Source organism: Serratia sp. JSRIV002, assembly GCF_019968725.1.
Taxonomy (GTDB): Bacteria; Pseudomonadota; Gammaproteobacteria; order Enterobacterales; family Enterobacteriaceae; genus Chania; species Chania fonticola_B.
Map to the genome: position 1 here is coordinate 2,275,593 of NZ_CP074143.1, position 14,303 is coordinate 2,289,895.

At 53.9% G+C, this 14,303-nt stretch carries 15 protein-coding genes; 14 read left to right on the forward strand and 1 reads right to left on the reverse strand.

Annotated elements, in window-relative coordinates; all coding sequences use genetic code 11:
• Nucleotides 1-4: 4 nt before the first annotated feature.
• The 14 genes from KGP26_RS10565 (at nucleotide 5) to KGP26_RS10630 (ending at nucleotide 13,824) form a co-directional block, all read left to right on the forward strand.
• Nucleotides 5-301 (forward strand): hypothetical protein, encoded by a 297-nt coding sequence (locus KGP26_RS10565; protein ID WP_024529646.1) that lies wholly within the window; start codon nucleotides 5-7, stop codon nucleotides 299-301.
• 31 nt (nucleotides 302-332) lie between these two features.
• On the forward strand, nucleotides 333-533 hold the full coding sequence (locus KGP26_RS10570) for a hypothetical protein (RefSeq protein ID WP_223665400.1): 201 nt from the start codon (nucleotides 333-335) through the stop codon (nucleotides 531-533).
• A 52-nt stretch (nucleotides 534-585) separates the two neighbouring features.
• Nucleotides 586-1,086 carry a hypothetical protein gene (locus tag KGP26_RS10575; protein ID WP_223665401.1) on the forward strand — a complete coding sequence of 167 codons (501 nt, stop codon included), beginning with the start codon at nucleotides 586-588 and terminating at the stop codon, nucleotides 1,084-1,086.
• A gap of 10 nt (nucleotides 1,087-1,096) precedes the next feature.
• A complete protein-coding gene (locus KGP26_RS10580; protein ID WP_024529648.1) occupies nucleotides 1,097-1,318 on the forward strand; it encodes a hypothetical protein in 222 nt (73 codons plus the stop codon).
• A 3-nt stretch (nucleotides 1,319-1,321) separates the two neighbouring features.
• Nucleotides 1,322-2,947, forward strand: coding sequence for a portal protein (locus KGP26_RS10585; RefSeq protein WP_223665402.1), 1,626 nt, complete (start codon nucleotides 1,322-1,324; stop codon nucleotides 2,945-2,947).
• Nucleotides 2,944-3,177: a hypothetical protein gene (locus tag KGP26_RS10590; protein WP_179252955.1), complete on the forward strand. Its 234-nt coding sequence runs from the start codon at nucleotides 2,944-2,946 to the stop codon at nucleotides 3,175-3,177. The genes KGP26_RS10585 and KGP26_RS10590 overlap by 4 nt, the downstream gene beginning before the upstream one ends.
• Nucleotides 3,164-3,985, forward strand: coding sequence for a hypothetical protein (locus tag KGP26_RS10595; RefSeq protein ID WP_223665403.1), 822 nt, complete (start codon nucleotides 3,164-3,166; stop codon nucleotides 3,983-3,985). The genes KGP26_RS10590 and KGP26_RS10595 overlap by 14 nt, the downstream gene beginning before the upstream one ends.
• Before the next feature lie 212 nt (nucleotides 3,986-4,197).
• On the forward strand, nucleotides 4,198-5,103 hold the full coding sequence (locus KGP26_RS10600; RefSeq protein WP_223665404.1) for a phage capsid protein: 906 nt from the start codon (nucleotides 4,198-4,200) through the stop codon (nucleotides 5,101-5,103).
• Nucleotides 5,104-5,157: 54 nt separating this feature from the next.
• The gene (locus KGP26_RS10605) at nucleotides 5,158-5,721 is read left to right on the forward strand and encodes a hypothetical protein (RefSeq protein WP_223665405.1); all 564 of its coding nucleotides are present in this window, start codon (nucleotides 5,158-5,160) and stop codon (nucleotides 5,719-5,721) included.
• A 2-nt stretch (nucleotides 5,722-5,723) separates the two neighbouring features.
• Nucleotides 5,724-7,718, forward strand: a complete 1,995-nt coding sequence (locus KGP26_RS10610) for a hypothetical protein (RefSeq protein ID WP_223665406.1) — start codon at nucleotides 5,724-5,726, stop codon at nucleotides 7,716-7,718.
• 2 nt (nucleotides 7,719-7,720) lie between these two features.
• Nucleotides 7,721-8,167: a GNAT family N-acetyltransferase gene (locus tag KGP26_RS10615; RefSeq protein ID WP_223665407.1), complete on the forward strand. Its 447-nt coding sequence runs from the start codon at nucleotides 7,721-7,723 to the stop codon at nucleotides 8,165-8,167.
• Between the two features lies 1 nt (nucleotide 8,168).
• A complete protein-coding gene (locus tag KGP26_RS10620) occupies nucleotides 8,169-8,696 on the forward strand; it encodes a hypothetical protein (protein ID WP_223665408.1) in 528 nt (175 codons plus the stop codon).
• The gene (locus tag KGP26_RS10625) at nucleotides 8,696-11,008 is read left to right on the forward strand and encodes a hypothetical protein (RefSeq protein WP_223665409.1); all 2,313 of its coding nucleotides are present in this window, start codon (nucleotides 8,696-8,698) and stop codon (nucleotides 11,006-11,008) included. Before KGP26_RS10620 ends, KGP26_RS10625 begins: the two co-directional genes overlap by 1 nt.
• Nucleotides 11,008-13,824, forward strand: a complete 2,817-nt coding sequence (locus KGP26_RS10630) for a hypothetical protein (protein WP_223665410.1) — start codon at nucleotides 11,008-11,010, stop codon at nucleotides 13,822-13,824. Before KGP26_RS10625 ends, KGP26_RS10630 begins: the two co-directional genes overlap by 1 nt.
• Here the strand turns inward: KGP26_RS10630 and KGP26_RS10635 are convergent.
• Nucleotides 13,817-14,257, reverse strand: coding sequence for a hypothetical protein (locus tag KGP26_RS10635; RefSeq protein WP_223665411.1), 441 nt, complete (start codon nucleotides 14,255-14,257; stop codon nucleotides 13,817-13,819). The genes KGP26_RS10630 and KGP26_RS10635 overlap by 8 nt on opposite strands.
• Between the last annotated feature and the right edge of the window lie 46 nt (nucleotides 14,258-14,303).

A 14,303-nucleotide genomic window follows, 5' to 3' on the forward strand; every position in this document is an offset into this window, starting at 1 on the left:
AAAAATGCCCCTCGTCGCTACTTTCCGCACAGAATGGTTTCGCGTCATCACCGACCTGAATCGTCGTTCCCTCTCAACGCAAGAAATCGCCAACGAGTTAGGCGTAAGCAAATCCGCCGTGCTCGGTTGGAAGACCGGATCAGAACCGCGCCACGGTGACGGTGAGGCGCTGATCGCTCTGTGGTGCCAAGTGACCGGGTTGGACAAGAAGAAATTGCCAACGGTGCTCTACCGGCAATGGTGGACGTTCAAGGGGGGATCAATTGGTCGGGAAACCGACCGCAAGAACCGCCAACAATGAGCGCTCTATCAACACCACAAGAGGGCAACCAATGAGCAAGCAATCACCGATCATTAAATATTTCGCATATGAGCATTTACCAGCACACCTGCAGGAAGTCAGTAAGCCAATTGGCGACCTAGCACGGCAGATGGATGAGCAATTGCCGGATGGCGCGGAGAAATCCGCTGGCTTGCGCAAGTTGCTTGAAGCCAAGGATTGCTTGGTGCGCGCCAAACTTGAAGCCATCTAACTAACCCGCAGGGTGCCAATCACAAGCACCCAATCAATCTGGAGCAACCACAATGGCCCGTCCAAAGAAAGTGATCGAGGTACCGGGGCAGCAGAGCACCCCCGCAGATACGGCAGACACCACGCTTGAGAATTCCCTAGCCGGTAATGCTGCTGACCTACCAGTAACCACCAAGCCAGCCAACACCGCCGCAGAACTGCACGCCGCCACCGCAGGCGCAACGGTTATCGGTGTGGATCCTGGGCAGGGGGATTCTACCGCTACTGTGACAATTGACCTTTCAGCCCGCAATGCGGCCCTTTCTGCTCTGCCCGCAGCCGGTTTCGAAATCATCACCAAGTTTGAGGCGTACGGGTTCGTTGATGCGAACGGCCACCCGCTGACCAACTGCCTTGATTTCCTCGACCTGGTTAAGCAGGCAACCACACCAGCAGCCACTGTTGCAACGTTGCGCGGTAGAGCTGCTGCAATGGTCGTGAACGAGGACGGCGCCCGTAAAGCAGCCGTAGGCAAACCAGTGCTGACCGAGCACGGTTGGCACGTACCGGAATAGGAGAACAGCCATGTGTGGAGGCGGAGTTCCAAGCCCTGTGCAAACAGACCCACAAGCCGAGGCAGACGCAGCAGCAAACGCAGCAGCCAAAGCATCTAACGCTGACGCAGCATCACGCAAGAAGCGCAAGAAAGGATCATCACTGCTGGCCACCGGTGCCGAAGGCGCTACTGATACCGGCAGCTCGTTGCTATCCACCGGCGCGACCGGCAAACCTACCTTAGGTGCTTAACCAATGGATGAAATCGCCAACCGTTTAATCAAGCGCGTGGACACACTTAAGGCGGCCCGTCAGTCGCATGAGAGCGTTTGGCGGGAATGCTACGACTTTACCTACCCGTTGCGCGGCTCGGGATTTTCCACCCAGGTGCTGGATGCCCAGAGCGCAAAATCCAAGGTTGCGAAACTGTTGGACGGTACCGCGACTGACAGCGCACGCATGCTGGCCTCTGCGCTTATGTCTGGTATGACACCGGCCAACGCCCAATGGTTGAGCCTCGATAGCGAATCACTGCCCGACGACGCCAAAGCCTGGCTATCAACCTGCGCCAGCCTCATCTGGGAAAACATCCACTCTTCAAACTTCGACGCGGAAGGCTACGAGGCCAATCTCGATGTGGTCTGTGCTGGCTGGTTTGCGTTGTACATCGAAGAGAACCAGGAGGAGGGCGGCTACTCGTTCCAACAGTGGCCACTGGCGCAGGTGTTCGTGGCATCAACACGCAGCGACGGCATTATCGATACCGTGTTCCGTTGCTATCAGCTCACAGCCGCACAGGCGGTTAAGAAGTTCGGCGACAGGGAGGTGAGCGAGAAGATCCGCAAGGCTGCCAAGGATAAACCAGACGACAAGTTTGATTTCCTGCATGCCATCTTCCCCCGCGATAACTATGTCGTGAATGCGCGTCTGGCCAAGAATATGCGCTTTGCGTCGTACAACATCGAGGTGACCGGCAAGAAGGTGGTGCGTGAATCCGGGTACCACGAATTCCCCGTATGCGTACCGCGATGGATGAAAATCCCCGGCACAAGCTACGGCATAGGGCCAACGTACGACGCGCTGCCCGACTGCAAGGAGCTGAACGAAACCAAGCGCATGGAGAAGGCCGCGCAAGACCTGGCTATTTCCGGCATGTGGATCGCCGAGGATGACGGCGTACTCAACCCGCGCACCGTCAAGGTGGGCCCACGCAAAATCATCGTGGCCAACAGCGTGGACAGCATGAAGCCGTTGCTGACCGGTGCCGACTTCAACGTCGCGTTTACCGCAGAACAACGCCTGCAAGCCGCTATCCGCAAAATCATGATGGCCGACCAGCTACAACCGCAAGACGGCCCGGCCATGACTGCTACCGAAGTGCATGTGCGTGTGGCACTCATCCGGCAACTGCTGGGGCCAGTGTACGGACGTTTCCAGGCTGAATATCTGCAACCGTTGGTTGTGCGTTGCTTTGGCCTGGCGTTCCGCGCCGGTGTGTTCCCTGAGCCGCCTGAAAGCATGAACGCTGCCAACTTCAACGTGAAATATATATCCCCACTGGCGCGCGCCCAGAAGCTGGAGGACGTAACCGCCATTCAGCAACTAGTGGCATCGGTCGGACAAATGGAAGCCCTTTTCCCTGAGGCAAAAGACAACATGGATCCTGATGAGGCAGTCCGGGTTATGTCCGAAGGACTTGGTGTGCCAGCCAAGGTTTTACGTTCATCTGCAGACGTTACAAGTATGCGTGACGGACGCGCAAAAGAACGGCAGCAACAGGCACAGCAGGCTCTCATGATGCAGGCAGGCCAGCAGGCCGCCAGCGCAGCAGGGCAGGAAGCCGGGGCGGCTATCGGGCAACAACTGGCAGGTAACCAATGATCCACAAAGAAATCACACCAGAAGATTACAAGCGCGTGTTTGAAGAGATGGCAGGCGGCCCGCAGATTCTGGAGGAATTAACCAAACGATTCGGGCGCCCTGTTTTTGTGCCTGGTGGGCCCGAGGGCGATCGGGAAACGTGTTACAGGGCCGGACAACGTTCTGTGCTCGATTTCATTTTGATGCAAGTCAACAGAGCCAATGGAGTAAACGACGATGTGGAAGCTTAAACACTTATTCATGAATGCCGCAGGAACCGATGGCGGCGAAGGGGGCGGTAATGGTGATGATGCTGGTTCTCAGGGTAATAACCCTGCTTCTCTTCTCGGTACCGGCGCGGCAGAACAACCGGGTGCGAATGATTGGATACCGGAGAAATACCGCGTTACTGGCGAAGATGGCAAGTTCAACATGGAGGGTTCTGCTCGTAAGCTTGCAGAGGCGCATACGCACCTTGAGAAACGCTTGGGCGGTGGTGATGTGCCACCAAAAACTGTAGAGGAATACGCGCCGAAGGTTGAGGCCGAGGGCTTCAACTGGGACGAGTTCAAAGCCGATCCGGAAATGCAGGGGTTCCTCAAATCGGCTCATGCCAAAGGCATCACCAACGATCAGCTTGGTTTCGTTCTGGGTGAGTACATGCAGCGCGCCCCGGGCCTAGTGGGTGGTGCCGCAGAACTAGACGCGGAAGCCGCCACCACCGCTTTGCGTGAAACATGGAAAACCGACGCCGAGTTTAAACAGAATATCGGCCTGGCGTACCGTGCATTCAACAACCTGGCCGACCCTGCTGATAAGGGCAAGATGGACGAAATCGGGAACAACCCGATGGTGATCCGCATGCTGGCCAAGATTGGCGCAGAGATGAGCGAGGACACCCCCGCCGGTGGTGAGGTCAATCTCGAAGAACAGCAGAGCATCCGTGACCTGATGAAGTCTGAGGCGTACACCAACCCGAAACATGCAGATCACGAACGTGTATCCGCACAAGTACGGGCGTTCTATCAGAAATCATACGGCAGCCAGACCGTCGCATAACTCCATTGTGCCATTCACCACAGAGCCAGCCTAGCCGCTGGCTTTTTCATTTGGTCGGGAAACCGACCGCACACCTCCAACAGAATTGCTCCAACAGCCCGGCGTGGTAGCCGGATACCTGAATTCCCGCTGTCCGTAAGCGCCAATCGGCCAGCGTTGAACCGAGCCGGGAAACCGACACCTCGCAGGCGATAATGTTTGGAGTAATAACAATGTCATTCAATTCCAATAAGAACATGATCACCGCTGCATTTGTGCAGCAGTTCCATGATTCTTTCGAAATCCTCTCTCAGCAGAAGGACTCACGCCTGCAAGGTGCCGTACACGATCGCGGCATGATTACCGGCGCATCCTTCACCATCAACGACATGGGCACTATTGAGATGAACGCAATCACCACGCGCTTTGGTGATACGGTTTGGGATGTGCCTGAGGCTGGTACCCGTAACGCGCTGATGGCGGATTACGGTGTATTCGTGCCTGTAGAAAAACGTGACTTGCGTAAGCTGATCGCCGATCCCCAGGGGCCGTACTTGCAACTGACCTTGGCCGCCGCCAACCGCAAAAAAGACGATGTGATTTACCGCGCACTGCTGGATACGGTTTTGCGTAAAACCGAAAACAATGGCGCATACACGCCGGTAGCTCTGCCAGCAGCACAGAAGATTGTGGCAGGCGGTACCGGTGTAACCAAAGCCAAGTTAATCGCAGCTAAAGCCATGTTCCGCCGTAACGAGTGTGACGAGCAGAACGGGGAAGAACTGTACATCACGTACAACGCTGACATGCTCACCTCCATCCTGAGCGATACCACGCTGACCAGCGCGGATTTCATGGCCGTGAAGATGCTGCAGGAAGGAGCGTTATCCGGTAACTGGCTGGGCTTCCGCTGGTTGGCGTATGAGAAGCTCGACGCGGTGGAGGATGCAGGTGTAACCACCAAGACCGCCGTCGCCTGGGCTAAGTCAGCCGTGCATTTTGGTACCGGTGCGGAGTACAACACCGACATTGGCCCACGTCGCGACAAGAACAACACGATCCAGATCTCCGTTGATGCCTCCTATGGTGCAGGCCGTGCCGCAGAGGAGAAGGTTGTATCCATCGGGTTCGTCGCTTAATGCCAGCGCCCTTGCCGGGGTAACACCCGGCTTTTTTTTTGAAAGGTACCGCTCATGGCTTCCAGTGTAACTATCTGCTCAAACGCGCTTCTCGCTCTCGGTGCTCATCCGATTAACAGTTTCGATGAGGCTACCGAGCATGCGCGCCTTTGCTCGAACATCTACCCCACTGTACGCAATAACCTGCTGCGTGCTCATCCGTGGAACTGTGCTGTTAAGCGCGTCATTCTCTCACCCAGCAGCACGCCGCCCGCCTTTGGTTTTGGGTTCCAGTTTCCGTTACCTGGCGACCTGATCCGCATCCTTTCGGTTGGGGAGGAGTTCGACGATATCCCGTATCGGATTGAAGGCAACAGACTGCTGGCCAACCTGAATGCGATCCGCCTGCGTTACATCTGGCGAAACGAGGACGAATCAACATGGGATCCGGCACTGGTTCATTTGGCCGAAGCCATGATGGCCGCAAAGCTGGCTTATGCGGTAACCAGCTCCGCATCGTTACGTGACACGCTGACGCAGGAGGCCGCCTATCTGCTGCGCCAGGCTAAAGCGATCGATGGCCAAGAGGAGCCACCGGAAGAACTGGGCGGCTATCCAACCCTCGAATCGAGGCTTTAACCATGCGCGCCAATTTGATCAAAACCAACTTCACTGCCGGGGAAATCTCTCCGCGCCTGATGGGGCGTGTTGATATAACCCGGTACGCCAATGGTGCCAAGGTTATCGAAAACGCTGTGTGCGTGGTGCAGGGGGGCGTGATGCGGCGCCCTGGTACCCGCTTTGCGGCTGCTGCTAAATTCGGTGACCGTAAGGCCCGTTTAATCCCGTACGTGTTCAACCGCTCGCAGTCCTACATGCTGGAGTTTGGCGATCGGTACATGCGGATTTACCAGGATGGCCAGCAGCTCGTTAACGGCGACGGAACGCCGTACGAAATCGCCAGCCCGTACAGCGTGGATCAACTGCCCGCAATTAACTATGTGCAAGGCGCTGATACCATGTTCCTGGTTAATCAGGATGTGAAGCCGTACCGACTGCAACGTCGCGGCCAACTTGATTGGGTGCTGGAGCCTGCGCCGTTTATCGTGGAGCCGTTCGACGAGATCCGCGACACGCCAGATAAGTGGTGCAAGCCGTCGGTAAAAGAGTTCGTAGGCTCGGAAATCACGTTAACCCTGAGCGATGCAGAGCCGCCAGAGGATAGCGAGGATTTACCGCCGTTCACTGGTGCAGGTTGGGTTGCTGAGGATGTGGGTTCGTACGTGCGTATCAACAGCGGCCTGGTGCTGCTCAACAGCATAACGAGCGAGCAGGTTGCCGTGGGCACCATTCGCACCGACCTTAGCGCAACACAAGCCGCATCACCGGGCGCGTGGACGCGTGAGGATACAGTGTGGTCGGATGAATTCGGCTACCCGGGCGCGGTGACGCTTTATCAGCAGCGCCTGGTGCTGGCCGGTTCCACAAAATACCCTCAGGCTATCTGGTTCAGCGAAACCGGTGTTTACCTTTCCTTTGAGCTGGGTACCGACGACGACGACGCGATCAGCTTCACGCTATCCTCCGACCAGCTCAACCCGATCGTTCACCTGGCGCAGATGAACACCCTAATCGCGCTGACGTTCGGCGGGGAGTTCACGATCACCGCAGGCAATGACGCGGCAATCACCCCGACCAATATCTCGGTTAAAAACCCAAGCCCGTACGGCTGCAACAATATCCGCCCGGTGCGCGTCGGTACCGAGATCATGTTTATCCAGCGTGCGGGCAAAAAGCTGTATGCCGTGGCGTATGACCCGGATAGCTTTGTCTCTTACTCCGCTAATGACATGACCGTTTTGGCCGAACACATCACCGGTACCGGCGTACTCGATATGGCATACCAGCAGCAGCCGGACGCTTTCATATGGCTGGTGCGTAACGATGGCGTTTTAATTTCGCTGGCCATCGACCGTGCGCAAGACGTGATCGCCTGGTCGCGGCAGACCACAGAGGGCTATTTTGAATCTGTCGCCTCAATCCCCACGGAAAATAACGACGCGGTTTATGTGCTGGTGCGCCGTGAGGTGAACGGTCAAACGGTGCGTTATGTCGAGGTGCTCGATCCGGACGTCCGCACAGACTCGGCCACCACTGGCGAAGCAGACGATGGTGCGGAAATTTGGGACGGGTTAGACCACCTGGAAGGCAAGTTGATTGATATCGTTGCCGACGGTTCCGTGATGCCGCAACGCGTTGTTTCCAGTGGGCAGATCACTCTGCCGCGCAAAGCGAAAAAAGTAGAGTTCGGCCTGCACTTTGAAACAACCATTCAAACGCTGACGCCAGAAGTAGCCACGTCCGAAGGTACCACGCAGAACGCCAAGAAGCGCACCAGCGAAGTGACAATGCGTTTCCTCGATACCACTGGCGCTACCTGCAACGGGCAGGTAATCCCGTTCCGTACGTTCGGCCCGAAAATCCTCAACCAACCCGCGCCCCTTTTCACCGGCGATCACTTCTTCGGAAAATTGGGCTGGGAACGTGGAGAGGACTCCCTAATCATCCAGCAGCCGCAACCGCTGCCGTTCCATCTGCTGGCCATCATGATCACATTCACAGCTAACGCGGGGTAACTATGATTCGACACGCTACCGCCGGTGACATTCCGGCACTGATTGAACTGGGTACCCGCATGTACCTTGAATCCCGTTATGCGTCTGGGGCGTTCGACGCCGATAAATGCGCGGCGTTGGCCAAACAGCTGATTGATGCTGATGTGGGGATCGTGCTCGTTGCAGAACAGGGCGGCCAGGTTATCGGCTGGCTCGGTGGCGGCATTGGCGAACAGTGGTTTTCCCACAGCCTGATGGCCTTCGAGTACGGCTTATTCATCGCGCCGGAGCATCGCGGCGGCTCTGCTGGCCCGCGCATGGTGAAAGCGTTCTTGGCCTGGGCCAAAGATAACGGTGCGGCGCTGGTCAATATGGGCATTACCACCGGCGTACATGAAGCACGTACCGGCGAAATGTATGAGCGTCTTGGCCTGAGCCGCGTTGGCTCCCTGTATTCGGTAGAGGTTTGATATGTGTACTGGCGTAGAGATTGCATTGGTTGCGTCCTCGGTACTGGCTGCCGGTGGCGCAGTAGCCCAGGGACAGCAGCAGAAGAAAATGGCGAACTACCAGGCAGCGCAGGCTAATGCCGATGCAGACGCAGCACGCGCAGCGGGCAGGGTAGAAGCGGCACGGATCCGGAAAGCTGGCGCGCAGCAGGCATCACAGGCTAACGCGGCGCTGGCCGCTTCTGGCGTGGAAACTGGAGAGGGTACAGCGCTGCGGATCACATCCGATATTACCGGCGATGCGGAGCAGGACGCTTACACCACCACTATGAACGGAATAAATACCGGTGCTAGGTATAACGCGCAGGCTCAAGCTGATCGCCTTAGTGGGAAAAATGCAGCGACGGCGGGCTATATCAATGCTGGTAGTTCTTTGTTGCAAGCTGGTAGCACTATGTATTCCGGATGGAAAAAGCCCAACTCAACACCAGCGGCAAACACTGGCGGTGCATCATCCAATAACATGTTTAGCAATATGGGGATCAGGTAATGCGTATTCCAACGGGTAACTTCGGCAATGTAACACCTCAGCCACAGCCAACACGCGTTAACGTTGATGGTGTCGGTGCGCCAGCGCAGGCAGTGGCCAAATTATCTGATGATGTTCGACAGCAGGTAAACGCAGTGGTGCGCGGTCGGGCTGGTGATGAGCTTCTTGACTACCAGATAAAAATTAAAGATATCAACGAGGCTATTCGCACCGGCGTTGAGGATGGCTCCTTACGTGCCGACCAGGTAGAAACGTTCTACCAAACAGCAGTAGGAAAACTGGATAAACCACAGTTCGCCGGATTAGATATCGCGGGTAGTGAAGTGGCCCAACGAGGGGTTACGCGTTATGAATCTGACGGCATGTCTACCGCCAGAAACTATGCGCATACTGCCCTTAAAATTGAAGCGCGCGACCAGGTTGACGGCCAACTCGACCAGTTGGGAAAGTTGACGAACTACCCCGACGCTGACATTGAGAAGATTAACGCTTCAATGGATGCGCTTAACGAACAAGGTCGTATTGCATACGGTGCGCAGTGGGGAAAGGTAAAACAAACTGCCATTGATAAGAATTGGTATAACCAAGCGCAACAGCGGTTAATGCAGGCACGTAATAACGGTGGGGCGCTTACAGCACTGAATAACGATCTCACTGCTGAAAACGGGTTTTATCTCGATAAGCTCGACCCGGAAAAGCGAAACGCGCTGCTCAACCAGTCGATGAACTATCAAATCACCATTGAGAACCGAGCACGCGCGGCAGAGGCTAAACGAGAATCGCAGGCAGCTAAGAGCCTTAATGAATTCTCGTTGCTTGTAGATAACAATTTCGAGCCATCCGAAGAGGCCGTTACCACATTACTATCAAGCACAAGAGGCACCAGCCTTGCGGGGGAAGCACAAAAGCTACTGAGCGATCAGATAGAGATACGCAAGGCAATCTCTGATGGCCCAGCAGCTGCGCAAGCGTTAATCCTCGACCAGCGGAAAAAGCTAGAAGAATCCGGCGGCGATCTAAACCAATGGCGCTCATTGCAGCGGAGAACAACGGCAGTAGCAAAGGCGGAAAAGGAATGGGAGGCAGCCCAAGGCCGTGTGATGGTTTCCAATGCATTGAATAACGGAGTGGCATTAGACCCAGATAATAAAAATAATAAAGATGCGGCAGGAAATTATTGGAGGAGTGAATTTAAAGACTTCAATATCAACGACAATGAACAAATTAATGCAGCGGCGTCATTTGTCACCAAAACGGGTATTATTCCACCGGAATTATCATCGATACTTAATGCCGCCTCTGTATCAAAAGATCCAAAAGTTGCAATTCCTGCTGCTGAGTTGGTTAGTCGGATTTATGATTCAAATCCCGCCGCCTTATCTAACATGCCGAAGGAAAAACAGTCCTTTTACCTTAACGCAAAATTGCTACGTGATGCTGGCGTTAATCCTGATATGGCCATGGAGCAATCGTACAATCTGGCATACAACCAGTCTGATGCGCTGAAATCGCAACTTGCATCAGAGCAGGGCACTTCATCGTATAAAAAGGATAGGCTTAACGCTGCTAGTGATTTTGTGAGTAAACGTTCTGAGTTTCTTCGAAGGGATCCTTCGGCAAAAGATACTACTCCCGAAGCGACTCGCTTTCGCAATGATTACCAATCTTTGTATGACATCAATTTTCGTACTGCTGGTGGGAATGCAGATGTTGCCAAGAAAATGACCGAGCAGCAAATAGCCCGCGCATGGTCGATTAGTGAAGTCAACGGCAGTGCTCAGCTTATGAAATATGCGCCAGAGGCGTTGTATCAAGGTGGCCCTAGCGGATGGCAGTCGAAGCAGTGGGAAGAGGAAAGAAAAGCGCTGATATATGGAACCTCTGAAGTCCCTGCCGTCACGGCAGCGGGTGGAAGCCTTGGGCGTGTAGCAACCGCTAATGTTGCCACACCGGAGCGGAAAGTTAAGGGAGATGTGATTCTTGTTCCTGACGTCAGCACACCTAGGAACGGCGATTACGCCATCATGATCAGCGATAAAGATAAGGACGGCGTGCCAACGCTACAACCTTATTTTGATGCTGATGGGCGCCCACTACGCTACAGGCCAGATCTCCAAAGTTGGAAGCCATACCAAGAGTTGCTTACAGATCAAAAGGCGAGCGTTGAACAGACAATGCAGAAGGCCCAAGAACGCAGAGGGTTCTATGATGCGCACCGGGGGTTTGACGATCAGTATCAGGAAGGCCATGAGAAGCGTATTGAAAAACAAAAAACTCAACTTAAAAACTACTTCAGATGGGGTAACGAATAATGCCTGTTTATCCAACGCCCGATTCATACGCCAACAACTTCACCGCACCTCAAGCGCCAGGATGGGATACTCCAACAGCGCCAGGCGTAAACCCAGCACCGGCTGAAGAAGGGCCATCAGTATTGGGCGCGGCGTTCCGCCAATACAATCTCATGTCCGGGCTGTTTAACCCTGCGCCAGATTTCGAAGAACAGGAGGGGTATAACCCTTTTTCCGATCCGTCGGAGACTAAGGGATATGAGCCATGGGCTACCGCGTTCTCTGACTCTCGCTCCCCACAGCAAACAGCATCAATAAAGCAGCGGATTGATGGCGAGAATCAGGATCGACAATTTCTTGCAGAGTCTGGAGTGCCTGGCGTTCTGGCCAGCATTGCCGCTGGAGTTGTGGATCCGGTTACTATTGCCAGCTTGTTCGTGCCTGGTGCCCAGGGAGGACTTGTTGCTCGCGTTGCTTCAAACGCTGCCATTGCAGCCGGTGGCACTGCGATAAGCGAACTTGCATTGCATCAGCAGCAGTACACACGGACAGCAGAGGAAAGTCTGTTTCACACGGCAGCCGGCGCCGTGTTGGGCGGCATGCTTGGCGCTGGTTCTCACCTACTCAGCCCTGAGGTTCGTAACGCTGCGCAAACAGAGATCGCTGATTCGCTCAGGAACATCAACACCGGCGGTAGCGTGGGGGCGATGAACGTTCCGGCCGCAACGCTTGTCCAGGAAACCATGCGGGGGCCAAAAGTCGTCAACAAGGTAATGAACATGACGCCGCTTGGCCGCACAATGGATTCCCCTTCTGTAACCGTACGCCGTACCGTTCAGCAACTAGCAGAGAACAACCTCACTACTGCCAAGAATCTGGAGGGGATAGCCACGCCATCCGCCGCAGAAACACAGGTACGCATGTGGGCACGAGAGGAGGCCGCCTCTGCTATAACTGCCAATGATGGGTTTGCAAAATTCAGGGCGCAGGGTGGCACGGGCAGTAAGCTTGATTTCGCCGAGGAGGTTGGCCGGGCAATGCGCCGTAATGATACCAGCTCCAATGCTGTAGTGCAGGAAACGGCGAAGGCATTACGCCCCATCCTCGATAATATCCGCAATGAAATGCAGTCTCTTGGTATGCTCGCAGATAACTTAAAAGTTACTGGAGCGCAAAGCTACTTCCCCCGGATGTATCGCCAGGGAGAAATATTGGCAAGGCGTGATGAGTTTCGAAGCATTATCACTGGGTGGTGGTCTCGTGGTGGTAACAAGGTTCCGTTAGAAGATCTCGAAATAGCGGCTGATGAAGTGATCAATAAAATTATCGGGGCAATGCGGCCACAGGACTACGCTAACGCCTTTTCCGTGAAGCTACCAGGCGCAACAAAGTCACGCTCTCTCAATGTTCCTGACGATCTGCTTGAACCATTCCTTGAATCAGACGTGCGTTTTGTAATGCAACGCCATATCCGCGACGCCGCGCCTAACATCGAGTTAACCCGTAACTTTGGTGATTCATCCATGGAGCGAGTGCTTAAAGATATTCGCGACGAGTACACAGAGATGATACGCAATAACCCGGCAGAGCAGGCTAAGCTGCATAAGAGAATGAATCGTGACGAAGCGGATATTATGGCGATGCGCGATCGCCTTCTTGGTACTTACAAAATGCCTGATGATCCGTCTGGTACGTTTGTGCGTGCAGGGAACATACTCCGAAATGTTAACTATCTCACGAAGCTCGGCGGTATGACTGTATCAGCGGTGCCAGATTTAGCCCGCGCCGTGATGGTTAACGGGTTCAGCAGGACTTTCAGTGCCTACGGCAAATGGTTGTCTCGTTCCCCTGCATGGAAGGCCAGCCGTGAAGAGATGCGAAAGATGGGTACAGCGTTAGATATTGTGCTGTCAGACCGCAGCCGGGCGATCGCTGATATAGCTGATGGTTTTTCGCAACGCACTATGTTGGAATCTGGGCTTGATTATGCGACAGGCAAGTTTGGCAATCTTACGCTGATGAACCAATGGAACTCCTTCCATAAGTCGCTGAACGGGATGAATACAGCAGATCTAATTCTCGGTGCCACGAAATCTAACCCGCGCTTGGCTAAACTTGGTATAGATGACAACATGGCGGCACGTATACAGCAGCAGTTTAACAAGCACGGCAAGACGGTTGACGGCCTACGCATCGGCAATAGCAGTGCATGGGATGATCCGGCGGTGCGTGCCGCTTTCGAGTCTGCCGTGGTGAAGGACGTGAACAACACGATAGTAACTCCGGGGATCGGTGACACGCCGCTGTGGTCAAGCTCTCAGATGGGTAAGTTGGTATTCCAGTTCAAGTCGTTTATTTTTGGCTCTTATAACCGGGCAACTGTTGGCGGGATCCAGGCAGGAGAGGCTCAATTTTATTACGGGCTTGGGCTTCAGCTTATGCTTGGCGCTATGACATATGCGATCAAGAATACGCTGGCCGGGCGTGAGGTTGACTATGCGCCAGAAAAGTTGGTTTTGGAAGGTATAGACCGATCTGGTGTGCTGGGGCCACTGATGGAGTTCAACAACACCCTGGAGAAGGTTAGCGCCGGAACCCTTGGTCTTGGCCCGGCTCTGGGTACTGGAACGCAATCACGTTATGCTAGTCGTAATGCCCTTGGTTCAATCCTCGGCCCTTCTTTTGACTCCCTTGGAAAGCTATCTGATATTGCCACAGGGATACTTAGCGGTGATTTTGATGATAAGGCTGTGCATTCTACGCGGCAGCTTATACCGGGGCAGAACTTGTTCTGGGCTGCCCCGATACTGAGTAAAGTTGAAGAGGAAATTAAGTAGAGCAGTCTTTTGTGGAGACGGTGAAAGAAAACAGCGGCACATCACCGGCTCCATAAAAGTAATAATTAAGCTTTGTTTTTCTTTTTCTGTACGCATCAAAGTACAAATCACCAAAACCAAACGGTGCGCAATATTTATTAATGATACTTGCTTTTGTTAATGCAACTGCTTTTTCATCTGGTATAAGTGATTCATCTTTTGGCTTTGATGTATCTATTACACCTGCTTTTATTAAGACAGATATCTCTTCCTCTGTAACCTCAAGGCGAGTTACTCTTATGCTGTTATTAACTGTAGGTGGCGCACTAATAATATTTGTTTTCAGTGAGTTAGCCATTTCTCCATCGGTTGGGAAATCATAAGGGATATCATCGCTGGCCATGGCATAGAAGGGGCAAGTGAATAATATTATTTTTATAAATGAATTTTTCATTTGATTTTCCTTATATACGTGATGTCCGAAAGGGGAGTGTAATAAA

What these genes read in the sequence shown, in the direction of transcription:
- KGP26_RS10625 (WP_223665409.1), top strand. Translation starts at nt 8,696, where the DNA reads ATGCGTATTCCAACGGGTAACTTCGGCAATGTAACACCTCAGCCACAG.
- KGP26_RS10635 (WP_223665411.1), bottom strand. Translation starts at nt 14,257, where the DNA reads ATGAAAAATTCATTTATAAAAATAATATTATTCACTTGCCCCTTCTAT.
- KGP26_RS10570 (WP_223665400.1), top strand. Translation starts at nt 333, where the DNA reads ATGAGCAAGCAATCACCGATCATTAAATATTTCGCATATGAGCATTTA.
- KGP26_RS10615 (WP_223665407.1), top strand. Translation starts at nt 7,721, where the DNA reads ATGATTCGACACGCTACCGCCGGTGACATTCCGGCACTGATTGAACTG.
- KGP26_RS10605 (WP_223665405.1), top strand. Translation starts at nt 5,158, where the DNA reads ATGGCTTCCAGTGTAACTATCTGCTCAAACGCGCTTCTCGCTCTCGGT.
- KGP26_RS10595 (WP_223665403.1), top strand. Translation starts at nt 3,164, where the DNA reads ATGTGGAAGCTTAAACACTTATTCATGAATGCCGCAGGAACCGATGGC.
- KGP26_RS10580 (WP_024529648.1), top strand. Translation starts at nt 1,097, where the DNA reads ATGTGTGGAGGCGGAGTTCCAAGCCCTGTGCAAACAGACCCACAAGCC.
- KGP26_RS10575 (WP_223665401.1), top strand. Translation starts at nt 586, where the DNA reads ATGGCCCGTCCAAAGAAAGTGATCGAGGTACCGGGGCAGCAGAGCACC.
- KGP26_RS10565 (WP_024529646.1), top strand. Translation starts at nt 5, where the DNA reads ATGCCCCTCGTCGCTACTTTCCGCACAGAATGGTTTCGCGTCATCACC.
- KGP26_RS10620 (WP_223665408.1), top strand. Translation starts at nt 8,169, where the DNA reads ATGTGTACTGGCGTAGAGATTGCATTGGTTGCGTCCTCGGTACTGGCT.
- KGP26_RS10630 (WP_223665410.1), top strand. Translation starts at nt 11,008, where the DNA reads ATGCCTGTTTATCCAACGCCCGATTCATACGCCAACAACTTCACCGCA.
- KGP26_RS10585 (WP_223665402.1), top strand. Translation starts at nt 1,322, where the DNA reads ATGGATGAAATCGCCAACCGTTTAATCAAGCGCGTGGACACACTTAAG.
- KGP26_RS10600 (WP_223665404.1), top strand. Translation starts at nt 4,198, where the DNA reads ATGTCATTCAATTCCAATAAGAACATGATCACCGCTGCATTTGTGCAG.
- KGP26_RS10590 (WP_179252955.1), top strand. Translation starts at nt 2,944, where the DNA reads ATGATCCACAAAGAAATCACACCAGAAGATTACAAGCGCGTGTTTGAA.
- KGP26_RS10610 (WP_223665406.1), top strand. Translation starts at nt 5,724, where the DNA reads ATGCGCGCCAATTTGATCAAAACCAACTTCACTGCCGGGGAAATCTCT.